This window comes from Streptomyces sp. NPDC028419 (assembly GCF_055565515.1).
The window spans coordinates 231,498-246,951 of the sequence record NZ_JBVHUE010000006.1 but is presented as its reverse complement, the minus strand read 5'-3'; the positions used below and the strand labels follow the sequence as shown (position 1 = coordinate 246,951).

At 71.8% G+C, this 15,454-nt stretch carries 15 protein-coding genes; 8 read left to right on the top strand and 7 right to left on the bottom strand.

Features of this window, described 5'->3' with window-relative positions:
* Nucleotides 1-203 precede the first annotated feature (203 nt).
* Nucleotides 204-1,424, bottom strand: coding sequence for an MFS transporter (locus ACZ4UB_RS10320; RefSeq protein WP_468069584.1), 1,221 nt, complete (start codon nucleotides 1,422-1,424; stop codon nucleotides 204-206).
* A gap of 125 nt (nucleotides 1,425-1,549) precedes the next feature.
* Here ACZ4UB_RS10320 and ACZ4UB_RS10315 point away from each other — a divergent pair, with 125 nt between their 5' ends.
* The 5 genes from ACZ4UB_RS10315 (at nucleotide 1,550) to ACZ4UB_RS10295 (ending at nucleotide 6,076) form a co-directional block, all read left to right on the top strand.
* On the top strand, nucleotides 1,550-2,494 hold the full coding sequence (locus ACZ4UB_RS10315) for a LysR family transcriptional regulator (RefSeq protein WP_468069582.1): 945 nt from the start codon (nucleotides 1,550-1,552) through the stop codon (nucleotides 2,492-2,494).
* A 206-nt stretch (nucleotides 2,495-2,700) separates the two neighbouring features.
* Nucleotides 2,701-3,252, top strand: coding sequence for a hypothetical protein (locus ACZ4UB_RS10310; RefSeq protein WP_468069581.1), 552 nt, complete (start codon nucleotides 2,701-2,703; stop codon nucleotides 3,250-3,252).
* Between the two features lie 97 nt (nucleotides 3,253-3,349).
* Nucleotides 3,350-4,213: a DUF4097 family beta strand repeat-containing protein gene (locus tag ACZ4UB_RS10305; protein ID WP_468069579.1), complete on the top strand. Its 864-nt coding sequence runs from the start codon at nucleotides 3,350-3,352 to the stop codon at nucleotides 4,211-4,213.
* A gap of 112 nt (nucleotides 4,214-4,325) precedes the next feature.
* Complete coding sequence (locus ACZ4UB_RS10300; protein ID WP_468069578.1) at nucleotides 4,326-5,303, top strand: ATP-binding cassette domain-containing protein; 978 nt, start codon at nucleotides 4,326-4,328, stop codon at nucleotides 5,301-5,303.
* Nucleotides 5,300-6,076 (top strand): ABC transporter permease, encoded by a 777-nt coding sequence (locus tag ACZ4UB_RS10295; protein WP_468069576.1) that lies wholly within the window; start codon nucleotides 5,300-5,302, stop codon nucleotides 6,074-6,076. Before ACZ4UB_RS10300 ends, ACZ4UB_RS10295 begins: the two co-directional genes overlap by 4 nt.
* 80 nt (nucleotides 6,077-6,156) lie before the next feature.
* On the opposite strand, the gene ACZ4UB_RS10290 is transcribed toward ACZ4UB_RS10295, so the two are convergent.
* Complete coding sequence (locus ACZ4UB_RS10290) at nucleotides 6,157-6,789, bottom strand: hypothetical protein (protein WP_468069667.1); 633 nt, start codon at nucleotides 6,787-6,789, stop codon at nucleotides 6,157-6,159.
* A 142-nt stretch (nucleotides 6,790-6,931) separates the two neighbouring features.
* Between ACZ4UB_RS10290 and ACZ4UB_RS10285 the strand changes: the two genes are divergently transcribed.
* On the top strand, nucleotides 6,932-7,222 hold the full coding sequence (locus tag ACZ4UB_RS10285; RefSeq protein ID WP_468069574.1) for a hypothetical protein: 291 nt from the start codon (nucleotides 6,932-6,934) through the stop codon (nucleotides 7,220-7,222).
* 29 nt (nucleotides 7,223-7,251) lie between these two features.
* Here the strand turns inward: ACZ4UB_RS10285 and ACZ4UB_RS10280 are convergent, their stop codons facing one another.
* From ACZ4UB_RS10280 to ACZ4UB_RS10270, 3 genes are all read right to left on the bottom strand, one after another.
* Nucleotides 7,252-8,331, bottom strand: a complete 1,080-nt coding sequence (locus ACZ4UB_RS10280; RefSeq protein WP_468069572.1) for a prenyltransferase/squalene oxidase repeat-containing protein — start codon at nucleotides 8,329-8,331, stop codon at nucleotides 7,252-7,254.
* Entirely contained in the window at nucleotides 8,328-9,062 is a 735-nt protein-coding gene (locus ACZ4UB_RS10275; RefSeq protein WP_330330181.1) for a class I SAM-dependent methyltransferase, read from the bottom strand. Before ACZ4UB_RS10275 ends, ACZ4UB_RS10280 begins: the two co-directional genes overlap by 4 nt.
* Before the next feature lie 119 nt (nucleotides 9,063-9,181).
* Entirely contained in the window at nucleotides 9,182-10,489 is a 1,308-nt protein-coding gene (locus ACZ4UB_RS10270) for a glycosyltransferase family 4 protein (protein WP_468069571.1), read from the bottom strand.
* Nucleotides 10,490-10,718: 229 nt separating this feature from the next.
* On the opposite strand from ACZ4UB_RS10270, the gene ACZ4UB_RS10265 reads away from it, so the two are divergent.
* Entirely contained in the window at nucleotides 10,719-11,339 is a 621-nt protein-coding gene (locus ACZ4UB_RS10265) for a TetR family transcriptional regulator (RefSeq protein WP_354384267.1), read from the top strand.
* A 1,020-nt stretch (nucleotides 11,340-12,359) separates the two neighbouring features.
* On the opposite strand, the gene ACZ4UB_RS10260 is transcribed toward ACZ4UB_RS10265, so the two are convergent.
* Both ACZ4UB_RS10260 and ACZ4UB_RS10255 read right to left on the bottom strand, forming a co-directional pair.
* Nucleotides 12,360-12,593 carry a ferredoxin gene (locus ACZ4UB_RS10260; RefSeq protein ID WP_354381829.1) on the bottom strand — a complete coding sequence of 78 codons (234 nt, stop codon included), beginning with the start codon at nucleotides 12,591-12,593 and terminating at the stop codon, nucleotides 12,360-12,362.
* A complete protein-coding gene (locus ACZ4UB_RS10255) occupies nucleotides 12,593-14,101 on the bottom strand; it encodes an aldehyde dehydrogenase (RefSeq protein ID WP_468069569.1) in 1,509 nt (502 codons plus the stop codon). The genes ACZ4UB_RS10260 and ACZ4UB_RS10255 overlap by 1 nt, the downstream gene beginning before the upstream one ends.
* A gap of 230 nt (nucleotides 14,102-14,331) precedes the next feature.
* Between ACZ4UB_RS10255 and ACZ4UB_RS10250 the strand changes: the two genes are divergently transcribed.
* Nucleotides 14,332-15,450: an MBL fold metallo-hydrolase gene (locus ACZ4UB_RS10250; protein ID WP_468069568.1), complete on the top strand. Its 1,119-nt coding sequence runs from the start codon at nucleotides 14,332-14,334 to the stop codon at nucleotides 15,448-15,450.
* Nucleotides 15,451-15,454 lie beyond the last annotated feature (4 nt).

Sequence of the window (15,454 nt, the reverse complement as noted above, 5' to 3'; positions counted from 1 at the left end):
CCCCGCCGGCGCTTGAGGCGCCCCCCGACCAGGCCGACCCATCCAGCCCCGCCGGCGTTTGAGGCGCCCCCCGACAGGGCTGACGATTCCAGCCCCGCCGGCGTTTGAGGCGTCCCCGGGCGAGGCCGACGGATCCCGCCCGCCGGCACGGCCAAGGCCGACCCATCCAGCCCCGCCGGCGTTTGAGGCGCCCCCGGAGGGAACTAAGCCGCGGCATCCACCTCGGCAGGGACCACCCCCCGGCCCTCCCCCCACGGCAACAGAAGCGACGTACCCAGCATCAACACCCCGGCAACGGCAATCGCCACACGCGACCCGACAAGCCCCGCCAACACCCCCCACACCCCCGTCATGGCCGCGATCGTCAGCTTGCTGCTGACCGACCACGCCGCCAACGTCCGGGCGACCCGATCCCCCGGGACCCGTTCGAGCCGGTAGGTGGCGAAGACCGGGTTGAAGACCCCCATGCAGGTGATCAGCCCGAACTCGACCACGACGACCAGCACGAGCCCCGCCACCCCCGGCCGCACGAAGCCCAGCCCGAGGGACCAACAGGCCCGCAGCACCCCGGTGGCGAGCAAGACCCGCCCCCTCCCGAAGCGGCCCACGAGCGGCCGGGCCAACCGCGCCCCGATGACACCGCCGACACACGGCAGACCGAAGGCGACCCCGTACTGCCACGGCGCGAAGCCGAGCTCACCGAGCATGAGCACCGCCAACAACGGCAAGGTGGCCATGATCAGCCCACCGACCAGGACCGTATTGAAGAACAGCGGCCGCAGCCCCGGGTGGGCCAGGACGAACCGCCACCCCTCGAAGAGGTCACGGACCCGCGGCCGCTCCCCGCCGCGCGGAGGCCGCGCCTCGCCACCACCGATCGCGGCGACCCCCACGGCGGAGAGCAGATAGCTGACCGCATTGGCCAGCACGGTCAGCACCGGCCCGAACAGCCCGATCGCGGCCGTACCCAGCGGCGGCCCAAGGACGGAGGCCGTCCAGTTCGTGGTCTCGAAGCGACCGTTGGCGACGAGCAGGTCCCCCGGCCGCACGAGCGCCTTCAGATAGGCGCCACTGGCCGCGCTGAAGGCGATGTCGGCCGCACCGACGACGACCGACACGACCAGGAGTTGTGCGAAGCCGAGCAGACCGAGCGCGTAGGCAGCGGGCACGCTCATCAGCGCCACGAAGCGGACCAGGTCCATCGCCACCATCACCGGCCGCTTGCGGCGGAACTCCACCCACGGCCCCAGCGGCACCGCCACGACGGCCCCCACCGCGAGACCCACGGCCGCCAGCACCGACACCCGGGTCGGCCCGGCGTGCAGCGCGAGGATCGCGATCAGCGCGAACGCGTCGAAGGCGAGCCAGGTGCCGAGGGTGCTGATCCCGTACGCCGCCCAGAGCCACCCGAACTTCCGGCCCACGCCCACCACCCCTTTCCCCCGCTCTCCCGATTCCCCGCAGAGCTAACCGAGCGGGACGCCGACCGGTCAAACAACCGATCCGCGATCCGCGCACAACAATGCGTTGTGGAGTAACCTCCCCCGACGTGGACCTCGAAGCCGTACGCACCTTCGTCACCGTCGTGGACGCGGGCCGCTTCCAGGCGGCCGCCGCCGACCTGGGAGTCACCCAGCAAGCCGTCTCCAAACGCATCGCCGCACTGGAGAAGGACCTCGGCGCCCAGCTCTTCGCCCGTACGGCGCGCGGCGCCGAACTCACCATCGACGGGCGGGCCTTCCTGCCCCACGCGCGCGAGCTGCTGCGCGCCGCCGAGCGCGCGCTCGCGTCCGTACGGCCCGGCCGCCGTGCGCTGCGCGTCGACGTGATCGCCTCGCGCGTGGCGGCCTCGGGCCTGATGCGCGAGTTCCACCGCGCGCACCCCGAGTTCGAGCTCGACGTGCTGATGCTCTTCGACATCGAGGCGGCGGTGGCCGCCGTCCGGTCCGGGGAGATCGACGCGTCGTTCCGCGCCGTGTCCGCGCCCGGCCGGCCCCTGCCCGGGGACGTCGCGTCCGTGCGCGTGCTCGACGAACCGCTCCAGCTCCTGACGGGCCCCGCCCACGCGCTGGCGGGCGCCCGGTCGGTGACCCTCGCGCAGCTGGCCGGGCACCGGATCTGGATGCCCGGCCTCGTCCCCGGCACCGAGTGGGCCGCCTACTACGACGACCTCGTCGCCGAATTCGGCCTCACCATCGAGGCGACGGGCCCCAACTTCGGCTCCGACGCCCTCCTCGACACCATCGCGGACACCCCGGCCCTGGCCACCTTCATGGGCGAGCACACGCGGCTCGTCTGGCCCGACGGGCACGGCCTGCGCCGCATCCCGGTGATCGACCCGACGCCCGTCTACCCGCACTCCCTCATCTGGCGCCGCGACAACCCCCAGCCCGCCCTCGCGGCGCTGCGCGCACACCTCGCGGCGCTGCGTCCCGGTGGCCGCGGCGGCCCCGAGGGCCGCACGTGGACGCCCGCATGGGCGCGGCGGAGCTGAGGCGCACCGAAGTGGCGCCACCATGGCGCCACATTTTTCCCGCGTGGCGCCATCCAGACACCGGACCCCCACCAGGCCGCTGACCTGCACATTCACACATCAACCCGATCATCAACGCCCCGCGAGCGGCACCCATGGCACCACGCGGCGCCAAAATGGCGCCACAAAAGCTGGCCGTGGCGCCATTCCTGTGCCATGCTTTCGTCATGGACCTCACGCCCTACGTCGATCACCTCCGGAACGAACTCGCGGTAGCCGCGGAAGCGGGCGGCGCCGAATCCCGCGCCCTGGCCGAGCGGCTCACCGCTCCGCTGGAGTCGGCCGCCCGGCTGACCCTGCTGAACGCCCTGTCCGCCGCCATGGGCGAGGTCACCCAGGACCTCGCCCCGGGCTCGGTCGACGTACGGCTGCGCGGGCTCGACCCCGAGTTCGTGGTGACCGCTCCCCCTGCCCAGGAGCCCTTCGCGTACGAAGGCACCCCGGCGGAGCACGCCGCTCCCGCGGCGGCTCCGGTCCCCCTCGCGCCGCCGACCGGCGAGGGCGACGAAGGCGGCACGGCCCGCATCAACTTCCGCCTCCCCGCCCACCTCAAGAACCGCGTCGAGGACGCCGCCGGCCAGGAGGGCCTCTCGGTCAACGCCTGGCTGGTCCGGGCCGTCGCGGCGGCCCTGGAACCGGCCGGACCCGTCGCACCGGCCGCCCCGCTCTCCCCCGGCCGCTCGCGCGGCCAGCAGGGCTTCACGGGCTGGGTCCGCTAGGCCGCCGCCGCACCGGGCACCCCGTACGCCGGTACGCCCGTAGACCCGCGCGCTTCCCACCACTTCCGCTCCACCGAGCCAAGAGGACGGCACCACCATGTCTGCATTCCAGATCTCCCACCTCACCGAGACCTTCCAGACCCCCGAGCCGATCTCCGCCTCCGTCGAGTTCGAGGTCGGCACCATCCGCGTCACCGCGACCAAGCGCGCCGACACCGTCGTCGAGGTCCGGCCGAGCAATCCGGGCGAGGACGTCGACGTGCGGGCGGCCCAGCAGACCAAGATCAGCTACTCGGCGGGGCAGCTCTTCGTGAAGGGGCCGCGCAAGCGCTCCCTGTTCGGCCGCAGCGGCTCGCTCGACATCGTCGTCGCCCTGCCCGCTGGCTCCGACCTGCGCGGCGACTGCCCCATGGCGGACTTCCTGTGCTCGGGACCGCTCGGGCAGGTCCGGCTCAAGACCTCGCTCGGAGACCTGCGCGTCGAGGAGGCGGCCGCCGCGCACCTCACCACGGGCCACGGCAACACCCACGTCGACACCGTCACCGGCAACGCCGAACTGTCCGGGTCCGGGCGCATCAGCGCCGACACCATCGGCGGCGCCGTGACCGTCAAGAACTCCAACGGCGACATCGCCCTCGGCGAGGTCCACGGCCCCCTGAAGGCCACCACCTCCAACGGCTCCGTCTCCGTGGGCTCCGCCCACGCCGGAGTCGAGGCCAAGTCGGCGAACGGGCACATCCGGATCGGCGAGGTGGCCCGCGGCCAGGTCGCGCTCCAGACCGCCGCCGGGAACATCTCGGTCGGCATCGCCCGCTCCACCGCCGCCTGGCTCGACGTGAACACCCGCATCGGCAGCGTGCGCAACGGCCTCACCACCACCGACGGACCCGCCGCCACCGACGAGACCGTGGAGGTCCGCGCCCGCAGCGGCGCCGGCAACATCGACGTCCACCGCGCCTGAACCACCGCGCCTGAGCCATCGCCCCGGCGGCGCACCCCACAACAGCCCGACCCCAGCCCGGAACCGGCCCCAACCTCAGCCCCGACCCCAGCCCCGGAGGAGTGACCCCGCCATGCCCACAGCCGTCGCGACAGCGACCGCCGCCGCCCGCACGTCGCCCGCGATCAGCGTCACCGGTCTGACCAAGTCCTACGGCGACAAGAAGGTACTGGACGGCATCGACCTCCACGTCGCCCCCGGCACCGTCTTCGCCCTCCTCGGGCCGAACGGTGCGGGCAAGACCACCACCGTGCAGATCCTCACCACCCTCATAGCCGCGGACGCCGGTCAGGTCCGCGTCGGCGGCCACGACCTGGCCCGCGAGGCCGCCTCCATCCGCGGCGTCATCGGCGTGACCGGCCAGTTCTCGGCGGTGGACAACCTGTTGACCGCCGAGGAGAACCTGATCCTCATGGCGGACCTGCTCCACCTCGGCCGCCGGGAAGGCAGGCGGCGCGCCGCCGAGCTGCTGGACCGCTTCGACCTGACCGAGGCCGCCCGGGGGCCCGTCTCCACCTTCTCCGGCGGCATGCGGCGCAAGCTCGACCTGGCGATGACCCTGGTCGGCGACCCGCGCGTCATCTTCCTCGACGAGCCGACCACCGGGCTCGACCCGCGCAGCCGCCGCACCATGTGGGAGATCATCCGGAACCTGGTCGCCGAGCAGGGCGTCACGATCTTCCTCACCACCCAGTACCTGGACGAGGCCGACCAGCTCGCCGACCGGATCGCCGTCCTCGACCACGGGAAGCTGGTCGCCGAGGGCACCGCCGAAGAGCTCAAGCGGCGCATCCCCGGCAGCCACATCCGGCTGCGGTTCGCCGGAGCGGCCGAGCTCGACGCCGCCGACGCCCTGTTCGCCGCCCTCGACCTCGACCGCGAGGCACTCACCCTGGACCTCCCCGGCGACGGCAGCCCGGACACGCTGCGGGCCGTTCTGGACGTCCTGGAGCACGGCGGGGTCCGCGCGGAGGAGCTCTCCGTGCACACCCCCGACCTCGACGACGTATTCCTCACCCTCACCGGACCGAAGCGGGAGAACGCGCGATGACCACCCTGGCCCATTCCGTCACCGACTCGGCGACGATGCTGCGGCGCAACCTCAGGCACGCCCTGCGCTACCCGTCGATGACCATCTCCGTCGCCGTGATGCCCGTACTGATGCTGCTCCTGTTCACCTACGTCTTCGGCGGCGCCCTCGGCACCGGCACCGGCTCGGAGCACTACATCGACTACATCGCCCCGGGCATCATCTTGATGTCGGCGACCGCCGGGGCCGTGGCCACGGCCGTCGGGGTCTGCGTCGACATGACCGAAGGCATCGTCAACCGCTTCCGCACGATGCCGATATCCCGGGCCTCGTTCCTGACGGGGCACGTCGTGGGCGGTGTGATCCAGACCTTGATCAGCGTCGCCCTGGTGACGGGCATCGCGCTGCTCATGGGCTTCCGGCCCACCGCCACCCCCGTCGAGTGGCTGGCCGTGGGCGGGCTGCTGACCGGGCTCGTGCTGGGCCTCACCTGGCTGGCCGCCGCGATGGGGCTGGTCGCCAAGACCCCCGAGACCGCGAGCAACATGCCGATGCCGCTGCAGTTCCTGCCGCTCCTCGGCAGCGCGGTCGTCCCGACGGACTCGATGCCGACCGGGCTGCGCTGGTTCGCCGAGTACCAGCCCTTCACCCCGATCATCGAGACCCTGCGCGGCCTGCTGATGGGCACGCCGATCGGGAACGAGGGGCTCCTGGCCTTCGCCTGGTGCGCGGGCCTGGCCCTCGTCGGCTACCTGTGGGCGCGGTCCGTCTTCAACCGGGACACGACCCGCTGATGCGCCGTACGCACCACGTGGTGAGGACCCGCCGGTCGCCCGGCGGGTCCTCACCATGTCGCGCGTCCGGTGTCCCGGGTTCAGCGGCTCAGCTGCGAAAGGCTCGGAACCTGGTCCGTGACCGGGGCGCCCGCGCTCTTGCCCGCGTCCTTGACCCCGTTGATCATCTTCTCGAAGGCGCCGATGTCCGCGTCGTTCGCGTCGCCCTTGCGGAGCTTGCTGCCGAGTCCCTTGAGGGAGTCGATCCCCGCCGTGAGCGGGCCCACCGCCTTGGACAGCAGCGGGTCGCCCTTGGCGTTGTCGGACGCCGCCTTCAAGCGGTTGTAGGCGAACGCGCCCGCCAGGCCCGCCTTCACCAGGGCGAACTTGCGCCCGCTGGCGCCCTTCTTGAACTTGCCCGCGCGGTACGGCTTGATGATCCACTGGTAGGTGGCGCCGGCCGCGAGACCCGCGTTGGCGACGAAGCGCGTCTTGGCGAACTTCTGCTTCTGCGCCTCGGTCGACGGGCTGGGCGAGGGTGCGGCCTCCGCGACCCGCAGGGCCTCCTCGGCCGCGTCGACCTGGACGGCCGCCGGCGCCCCTTGGACCGAGACGTCCGTACTCCGGTCGCTCCGGTCGCCGCCCCTACCGCAGGCGGTGGCGCCTCCGGCGAGCAGCGCGGTGGACAGGATCAGCGCCGTGCAGCCACGACGGAATCGGGCGGTTCTGGGTATGGACACGGTTTCCTCCGGGGACTGAGGTGTCCCAGGCAGCCTCACCCCGGCCCACCCGCCGCGCCACTTGGGAAAGCCGTTCGGGTTTGGCCGGCGGCACAGCGGCAAGACGCGGGTCATGCCCACACACAGTCGAGCACACATGCGAGCGAGGACCCGGGGAAGCAGCTCCGCCGGACGGATCGTCGCGATCGTGGCGGACGTACTGGCCTTCGTGATCGTCGCGTGGATCCTGCTGTACCTGCTGGACGCCAACCAGAACAACAGCCTGGTCGACCTGGTCCACGACGCCGCCACCTGGCTCGCGACCTGGTCCTACGACCTCTTCACCTTCGACCGCGACTGGGTCCAGGTCGTCGTCGGCTACGGCATCGCCGCCGCCGCCTACCTCTTCATCGGCCACGCCCTCGCGAGCTGGCTGGCCCGCCGCTGAGCCACCCCGCGAGAGCCGAAAGAGACGACCTAGCAGCAGTCGGGGTCGAGTCCGTCCGGCAGGGTCGTACCTCCGAAGACGGCCGTGGTCGGCTCGTCCCCGCCCAGCGCGGCCACGGCCAGCAGCAGGGACGCGGCCGTCCAGGTCGTCTGCTCCACCGGCCAGACCTTCTCGTCCTCGAAGACGTACCCGGTCCAGTACATGCCGTTCTCGGCCCGCAGGTGGGTGATCGAGCGCAGGATCTCCAGCGCCCGGTCGGACTCCCCCATCGCCCAGAGCGCGAGCGCGAGTTCACAGCTCTCGCCGCCCGTCACCCACGGATTGGGCAGCACGCAGCGCACGCCGAGGCCCGGCACGACGAAGTCGTCCCAGCGCTCCTCGATCCGCGCCTTCGCCTCGGAACCGGTCAGGGCCCCGCCCAGGACCGGGTAGTACCAGTCCATCGAGTAGTGGTTCTTGTCGAGGAAGCGCTCGGGATGACGACGCACGGCGTGCGCGAGCGCGCCCGCCGCCACCTCCCAATCGGGCTGCGGCTCCTCGCGGCACTCGGCGATCGCCAGCGCGCAGCGCAGCGCCTGGTGGATCGAGGAGGAGCCGGTCAGCAGGCCGTCGGCGACGACCGTCCCGTCCGCCTCCCGCTTCCAACCGATCTGTCCGCCCGGCTGCTGGAGCCCGAGGACGAACTCGACGGCGGCGAAGACGACGGGCCACATCCGGTCGAGGAAGGGGTCGTCCCCGGTCTCCAGGTAGTGGTGCCAGACCCCGACCGCTATGTAGGCGGTGAAGTTGGACTCCTTCCCCGCGTCCTGCGGGTCCTCGGTGTCCACCCCCTCGGGCCGGTCCGCGTAGGCGGCGTACCAGGAACCGTCCTCGTTCTGGTGGGCCGCCAGCCAGGCGTACGCCCGCGCCGCGGCCTCGTGCTCGCCCGCCACGTCCAGGGCCATCGCGGCCTCGGTGTGGTCCCACGGATCGAGGTGGTGACCGCGGAACCACGGGATGGCCCCGTCCGCGCGCTGCGCGGCCAGGATCCCGGCGACGGTCCGTGCGGCCTCTTCGGCCGTCAGTACGCCGTCCAGGACGAGGTGCTCGGTGCGCCCCGGCGAGGTCACTTGGCAGCGCCGACGGGCAGGTGGGGCTTGGTCGCGTAGGCCACGAAGCTCTTGCCGATCACCGGGTTGAGGGCCTGCTCGGCGAGCCGGGTCGCGAGCGGCTTCTTCATGATGTCCCAGACCAGGAGCTTGTGGTACGCCTTCACGGGCAGCGCCTTGTCGTTGTCCACGCCGAAGGCGCACTTGAGCCACCAGTAGGGCGAGTGCAGGCCGTGGGCGTGGTGCGTGCCGTAGGGCTTGAGACCGGCCTGCTCCATCTTCCCGAGCAGCTCGTCGGCCTTGTAGATGCGGATGTGGCCGCCCTCGACCTCGTGGTAGGCGTCGCTGAGAGCCCAACAGATCTTCTCGGGGCCGTAGCGCGGGACGGTGATGGCGATGCGGCCGCCCGGCTTGAGGACCCGGACCATCTCGGCGAGCACGCCCTTGTCGTCGGGGATGTGCTCCATCACCTCGGAGATGATCACGACGTCGAAGGAGTCGTCGGGGAAGGGCAGCGCGAGTGCGTCGCCCTCCATGGCGGTGGCCGTGGCACCGGCGGGGGCCTCACCAGCCTCCTTCATGGCGGCGAACCACTTGGCGACCTCGCGGATCTCCTCGCCGTTGCGGTCCACGGCGACCACGTGGGCGCCGCGCCGGTAGCACTCGAAGGCGTGCCGGCCCGCGCCGCAGCCCAGATCGAGCACACGATCGCCTGCGGCCAGCGGGAACCTGGAGAAATCGACGGTCAGCACGCGGTCCTGCCTTCGCGGTCGAGGTGGGGGGTGATGGTGGGTGGAGACGAGGTACTTGAGGAATTGCTTGACGAATTGCTTGGCGAGGTGCTTCACGGGGTGCGGCGCCCGTACGACCGTCACCGACCGGCGCGTGCGGCCCGTTCGATCGCGGCCCGGTAGTGCGCCACCGTGCCCTGGGCGGCTCTGGCCCAGGTGAAGCGGTCCAGCACCCGCGCGCGCCCGGCACTGCCCAGACGGGCCCGCAGCTCGGCATCACCGAGCAGCCGGCCCAGCGCGGCGGCCAGCGCCCCCGCGTCACCGGGCGGTACGGCGAGGCAGGTCTCGCCGTCGGCGCCCGTCACCTCGGGGATCGCCCCGCCGGTGGTGGCCACCAGCGGGGTGCCGGTGGCCATGGCCTCGGCCGCGGGGAGCGAGAAGCCTTCGTAGAGGGAGGGCACGCAGGCGACCTGGGCGCTGCGCACCAGGTCGACGAGCTCGGCGTCGGTGATGCCCTTGACGAACTGGACCGCGTCCTGGAGCCCGTACTGCTCGATCGCCCGGGCGACCGGCCCGCGCTCGGCGCGCTTGCCGACCACCACGAGGTGGGCACCGGGCTGCTCGGTGCGCAGCTTGGCCAGCGCCTCCACGAGGTGCACCAGGCCCTTGAGCGGTACGTCCGCGCTGGAGGTCGTGACGATCCGGCCCGGCACCTCGGCGACGGACGGGTCCGGCGACCACAGGTCGGTGTCCGCGCCGATGTGCACGACGTGGATGCGGTCGTCGCGGACGCCCAGGTGGTCGGCGATCTCCTGCTGCGAGGAACCGGAGACGGTCAGGACCGTGGGCAGCCGGCGGGCGACGCGCCCCTGCATGCGGGTGAAGCCGTACCAACGGCGCACCGAGGCGCGCTTCTTGCGGTCCTTGGCGGCCGCGAGGTCGAGCCCCCGGTCCACCGTGATCGGGTGGTGGACGGTGGTGACGAGGGGCGCGCCCAGGTCGGCCAACAGGCCGTACCCGAGGGTCTGGTTGTCGTGGATGACGTCGAACTCGCCGCGCCGGGCCACCAGGTGGCGGCGGGCCCGCAGCGAGAAGGTCAGCGGCTCGGGGAAGCCGCCGGTCCACATGGTGGCGACCTCTAGGGCGTCGATCCAGTCCCGGTACTCACCGCGCTTGGGGGTGCGGAAGGGATCGGGGTGGCGGTAGAGGTCCAGGCTGGGCAGCTCGGTGAGCGTGGCGCCGGTGTCGAGCACGGGATAGGGCTGCGCGCCGATGACCTCGACGGAGTGCCCCAGACGTACCAGTTCCCTCGCGAGGTGGCGGACGTAGACGCCCTGGCCACCGCAGAACGGGTTCCCCTTGTAGGTGAGGAGTGCGATGCGCAACGGGCGGTCGCCGTCAGTGGCGGAACCCTGGAAAGGGCTCGTCACCATGGCCTCAGCGGTCACTCCCGGCCCCCTTCTCGCTGCACTTTCGCCGGAGCGTAACCCGCTCGGATAATGTAGAACAAGTTTCAGACTTGATCCGTTGAAGACCATTGAATCTACCGGCCGGAAACCACACCGTAAGAGCCGGAGCAGGTGATTCGCGCCACGGCAGGGCCGCCTGCCATGCTGACCACGGAACAGCCTCGGAGCGGTGCGAATGGATACCTCGGAACGCCACGGAACGGGACAGATGACAGCGGAAGCCAAGGCCCTCGCCACGCCGGCGTCCCCGCCCCTGACGGAGCGGCAGGAAGCCCGCCGCCGCAGGATCCTGCACGCCAGCGCGCAGTTGGCCAGCCGGGGCGGGTTCGACGCGGTCCAGATGCGGGAGGTCGCCGAGTCGTCCAGCGTCGCGCTGGGCACGCTCTACCGCTACTTCCCCTCCAAGGTCCACCTCCTGGTGGCGACCATGCAGGACCAGCTCCAGCACATGCACACGACGCTGCGCAAGCGCCCCCCGGTCGCCGACAGCCCCGCCGAAGCCGTCGCGGAAACGCTCATGCGCGCCTTCCGCGCCCTCCAGCGCGAACCGCACCTGGCCGACGCCATGGTGCGCGCCCTGACCTTCGCGGACCGCAGCGTGAGCCCCGAGGTGGACACCGTCTCCCGGCTGACCACGGCGATCATCCTGGACGCGATGGGCCTGGACGCCCCGCCCACGGCGGAACAACTCTCGGCGGTCCGCGTCATCGAACACACCTGGCACTCGGCCCTCATCACCTGGCTCTCGGGCCGCGCCTCGATCGCCCAGGTGAAGATCGACATCGAAACGGTCTGCCGCCTCATCGACCTCACGGCGCCCCCGAAGTAGGCGAGCCCGACCCCCCCGGGCCCCCCGGGCGCACGCACCTCAGGATCGGCCGAAACAGGGCGGTGGCGGGTGGGCGGGTGCTTCGGCGGGGCGGGGTCGGTGGGGTTCCGGGGGCTGCCCGTCAGTTCAACTGTCTCTCCGTGGGGCCGTGACCTGTCAAGGGCGCTCCCTGCGGTCGCGTCGCTGCGCGATGGCCTGCGGCCACCCTTGACAGGCCCCGTCCCCACGGAAAGCCAAGAACTGTCGGGCCGCCCCCGGAGGAAGGCATGGGGGACCGGGACCATGCGGCTGGATTCCAGGCAGTGGGGCGGGGGCTCTGAGTGCAGCCATGCCGCGCCCTCCGGGCGAACAGCAACAGATGACAAGCCACAAGCCACAAGCACGCCTTCAGATCGCTACGCGCTCCTCCGAGAGAAGCGTCTGCGAGTTGGTTGGGGTTGGTGGGGGTGGAAACTCGGCGAGGTCGAGCATGGGGAGGGTCTGAGGCCGTCCGCCCCTCGCAAACGACTTCCAAATGTCCACATATCGGGCATCTTGGAGGGGTGTTGAGTCCCCACCGTCTCCTGACCCGACTCCTGCTCGGTGGGGCCGAGCTTCCACCCCTCCCGCCCCCTCCACCAGCCCAAATCAGCCCCAAACAACTCGCAGACGCTTCTCTCGGAGAAGCGCGTAGCGATCTGCAGGCGTGCTTGTGGCTTGTGGTCGTTGTCTTGTCGCCCGGAGGGCGCGGTAGGGCCGCACTCAGGGCCCCGGCCTCACTGCCCGGGATCCAGCCGCATGGGAAAGGTCCCCCCTGCCCTTCCTCCGGGGGCTTCCCGACAGTTCTTGGCTTTCCGTGACGGGGTGGCCTGTCAAGGGTGGCCGCAGGCCATCGCGCAGCGACGCGACGAAGGAGCGCCCTTGACAGGTCGCCCCGGCACGGAGAGACAGTTGAACTGACGGGCAGCCCCCGGAACCCCACCGACCCCGCCCCGCTCGAAGCCCCCGCCCCCACCCCCGCCGAAGCCGCCCCCGCCCCCCTCACTCCTCCGGCGGGAAGACCACCTCGCCGCTCGCGGCCAGGGTGATCGTGATGGCCTCTACCGGGCAGCCCTCGGCCGCCGTCAGGGTCGGCTCGTTCGCGTCCGTGTCCGGTGAGCTCGGGTGGGACTGGCGGGCCGAATCTAGGGCGAAGCCCGTGGGGGCGTGGTTCACGCACATGCCCGAGCCGATGCAGACCCCTCTGTCCACCTCGACGTGCCAGCGGTCACCCATCACTCACCACCCGCGGAAGCACCGTCACCGGACGCATCGGCACCCGCAGCCGGCGGCTGGTAGCCGCCCGGGAGGCAGATCATCTTCGCTTCCAGGTACTCGCTCAGGCCCTCCGGGCCGAACTCGCGGCCGAGGCCGCTGTTCTTGTAGCCGCCGAACGGTCCGAGCATGTCCAGGCTGAAGGTGTTCACGTTGAAGACGCCGGTGCGGATCCGGCGGCCGAAGTCGATGCCGTGCTCGACGTCGCCGGTCCACACGCTGCCGCTGAGCCCGAAGTCCGAGTCGTTGGCTATCCGCACGGCCTCGGCCTCGTCCCCGTACGGGATCAGGCAGACGACCGGCCCGAAGATCTCCTCGCGCGCGATGCGCATGGAGTTGTCGACGTCCCCGAAGAGCGTCGGCTCGACGTACCAGCCCTGGTCCCGGCCCGCCGGGCGCCCGCCTCCGGTGAGGACCTTGGCGCCCTCCTCCTGGCCGAGCTTGATGTAGTCGAAGGAGCGCTGCTGCTGCCGCTTGGCCACCAGCGGGCCGATCTGGGTCGCCGGGTCCAAGGGGTCGCCGACCACCAGAGCCCCGGCCGCCGCCGCGAGCGCCTCGGCGATCTCGTCGTAGCGGCTGCGGGGGGCCAGTACGCGGGTCTGGGCCACGCACGCCTGCCCGTTGTTCATCCAGGCGGCCGGGACGATCCCGGCGATGGCGCTCTCCAGGTCCGCGTCCGGCAGGATCACGGCCGCGGACTTGCCGCCGAGTTCCAGGGTGACCCGGGTGAGGTTGCGGGCGGCGACCTCCATGACGCGCTTGCCCGCCGCGACGGAGCCGGTGAAGGAGACCTTGTCGATCCCCGGGTGCCCGACCAGGTACTCGCTGACCTCGCGGTCGGCCGGCAGGATCGACAGCACGCCCTCCGGCAGCCCGGCCTCGCGCGCGATGTCGGCGAGGATGTAGGAGTCGAGCGGCGCTTCGGGCGAGGGCTTGAGGATCACGGTGCAGCCGCTGAGCAGCGCGGGCGCGAGCTTCGCGGCGGCCACGAACTGCGGGACGTTCCAGGGGATGACGGCCGCGACCACGCCCACCGGCTCGCGCCGGACCATGATCGGGCTGAGCGCTCCCTGCCGGTGCTCCTCGTACGGGAAGGCGCGGGCGACCGTGATGGCGGCGTCGTAGACCATCATCGGGCCGAGCGCCTGGGCGAGGACGCTCCAGGAGTACGGCGATCCGTTCTGCGAGCTGATCGAGCGGGCGATCTCCTCGTGCCGGACGGCGATCGCGTCCTTGATCCGGGCGATGACCTCGATCCGCTCGTCCAGGGACGCGCGGGGCCAGGGGCCTTCGTCGAAGGCCTTGCGGGCGACGGCGACGGCGCGGTCGACGTCCGCCCGGGAAGCGTGCGGTACGCGGCCGATGACCTGCTCGGTGTGGGGCGAGACGATGTCGATGGTGTCGCTGCCCAGCGGATCGGTCCACTCCCCGCCGATGAACAGCTTTCCGTGTTCCACGAGCTCGGTCATGGCTGATGCCTCCTGCGGTTCAGAACCGGATGCCAGAACTGATACCAGTTCTAGTTCCAGGAGTCCACGGCGCAGACAGAAGACCGACCCAAGAGCGGGGAGAGATCGGCGACGCATCAGACGACTGGTCAGAAAGCCGCGCGGATGGTCGACTTGGGCTACCACTGGAACGAGTTCTCGTCAGCGCCGTCCACGGTACTCGCCGCACCACTTCGTCTGGGGGCCACCACATGTCAGCAGCCGCACCCGAACCGCCCGGTGTCAGCGACCAAGGTCTCAGCGACCCGGGCGCCGGCGACCACGCCGCCATCGGCCCCGCCACCCTCGACCACGGCGGCGGCGTCTGGGGGATCAAGGTCCCCATCCCCGACAACCCGCTCGGCCACACCCTCGTCCACGTCGTCGAGACCGACCGCGGTCCGGTCCTCGTCGACACCGGCTGGGACGACCCCACCTCCTGGGACACCCTCGTCGCCGGCCTCGGCACGCTCGGCATCCCCGTCACCGACGTCCACGGCGTGGTCATCACCCACCACCACCCCGACCACCACGGCCTGTCCGGCCGGGTACGGGAGGCGTCCGGGGCCTGGATCGCGATGCACGCCGCCGACACCGAGGTCGTCACGCGCACCCGCGGCTCCGACCCCGGCGTCTGGCTGGACTACATGAGCGAGAAGCTCCTCGCCGCCGGCGCCCCCGACGAACACGTCGCCCCGCTGCGCGCCGCCCGCGAGAGCGGCCGCATGCGCACCCTGCCCGGGATGCACGCGGCCGTCCCGGACCGCGAGATCGTCCCCGGCGAGCTGCTGCCGCTGGCCGGGCGCCGGCTCCGGGCGATCTGGACCCCGGGCCACACCCCGGGCCACGTGTGCCTGCACCTGGAGGAGGAGCACCCCGCGCAGCTGCCCGGCAACGGCCGCCTCTTCTCCGGTGACCACCTGCTGCCCGGCATCTCCCCCCACATCGGGCTGTACGAGGCCCCCGAGGACCTGATGGCCACCGACCCCCTCGGCGACTACCTCGACTCCCTCGAACGCATCGGCCGCCTGGACCCCGCCGAGGTGCTCCCGGCCCACCAGTACGCCTTCACCGACGCCCCGGCCCGGGTCCGCGAGCTGCTGGCCCACCACGAGGAACGCCTCGTCGGCCTGTGGGAGCTGCTCGCGCGCCCGCTGACCGCCTGGCAGCTGGCCGAGCGGATGGAGTGGAACCGCCCCTGGGCGCAGATCCCGTACGGCTCCCGCAACATCGCCGTATCGGAGGCGGAGGCGCACCTGCGGCGGCTGGTGAAGCAGGGCCGCGCCGAGGCCGTCCCCGGCAGCGACCCGGTGACGTACCGGGCCCTGTAGCCGG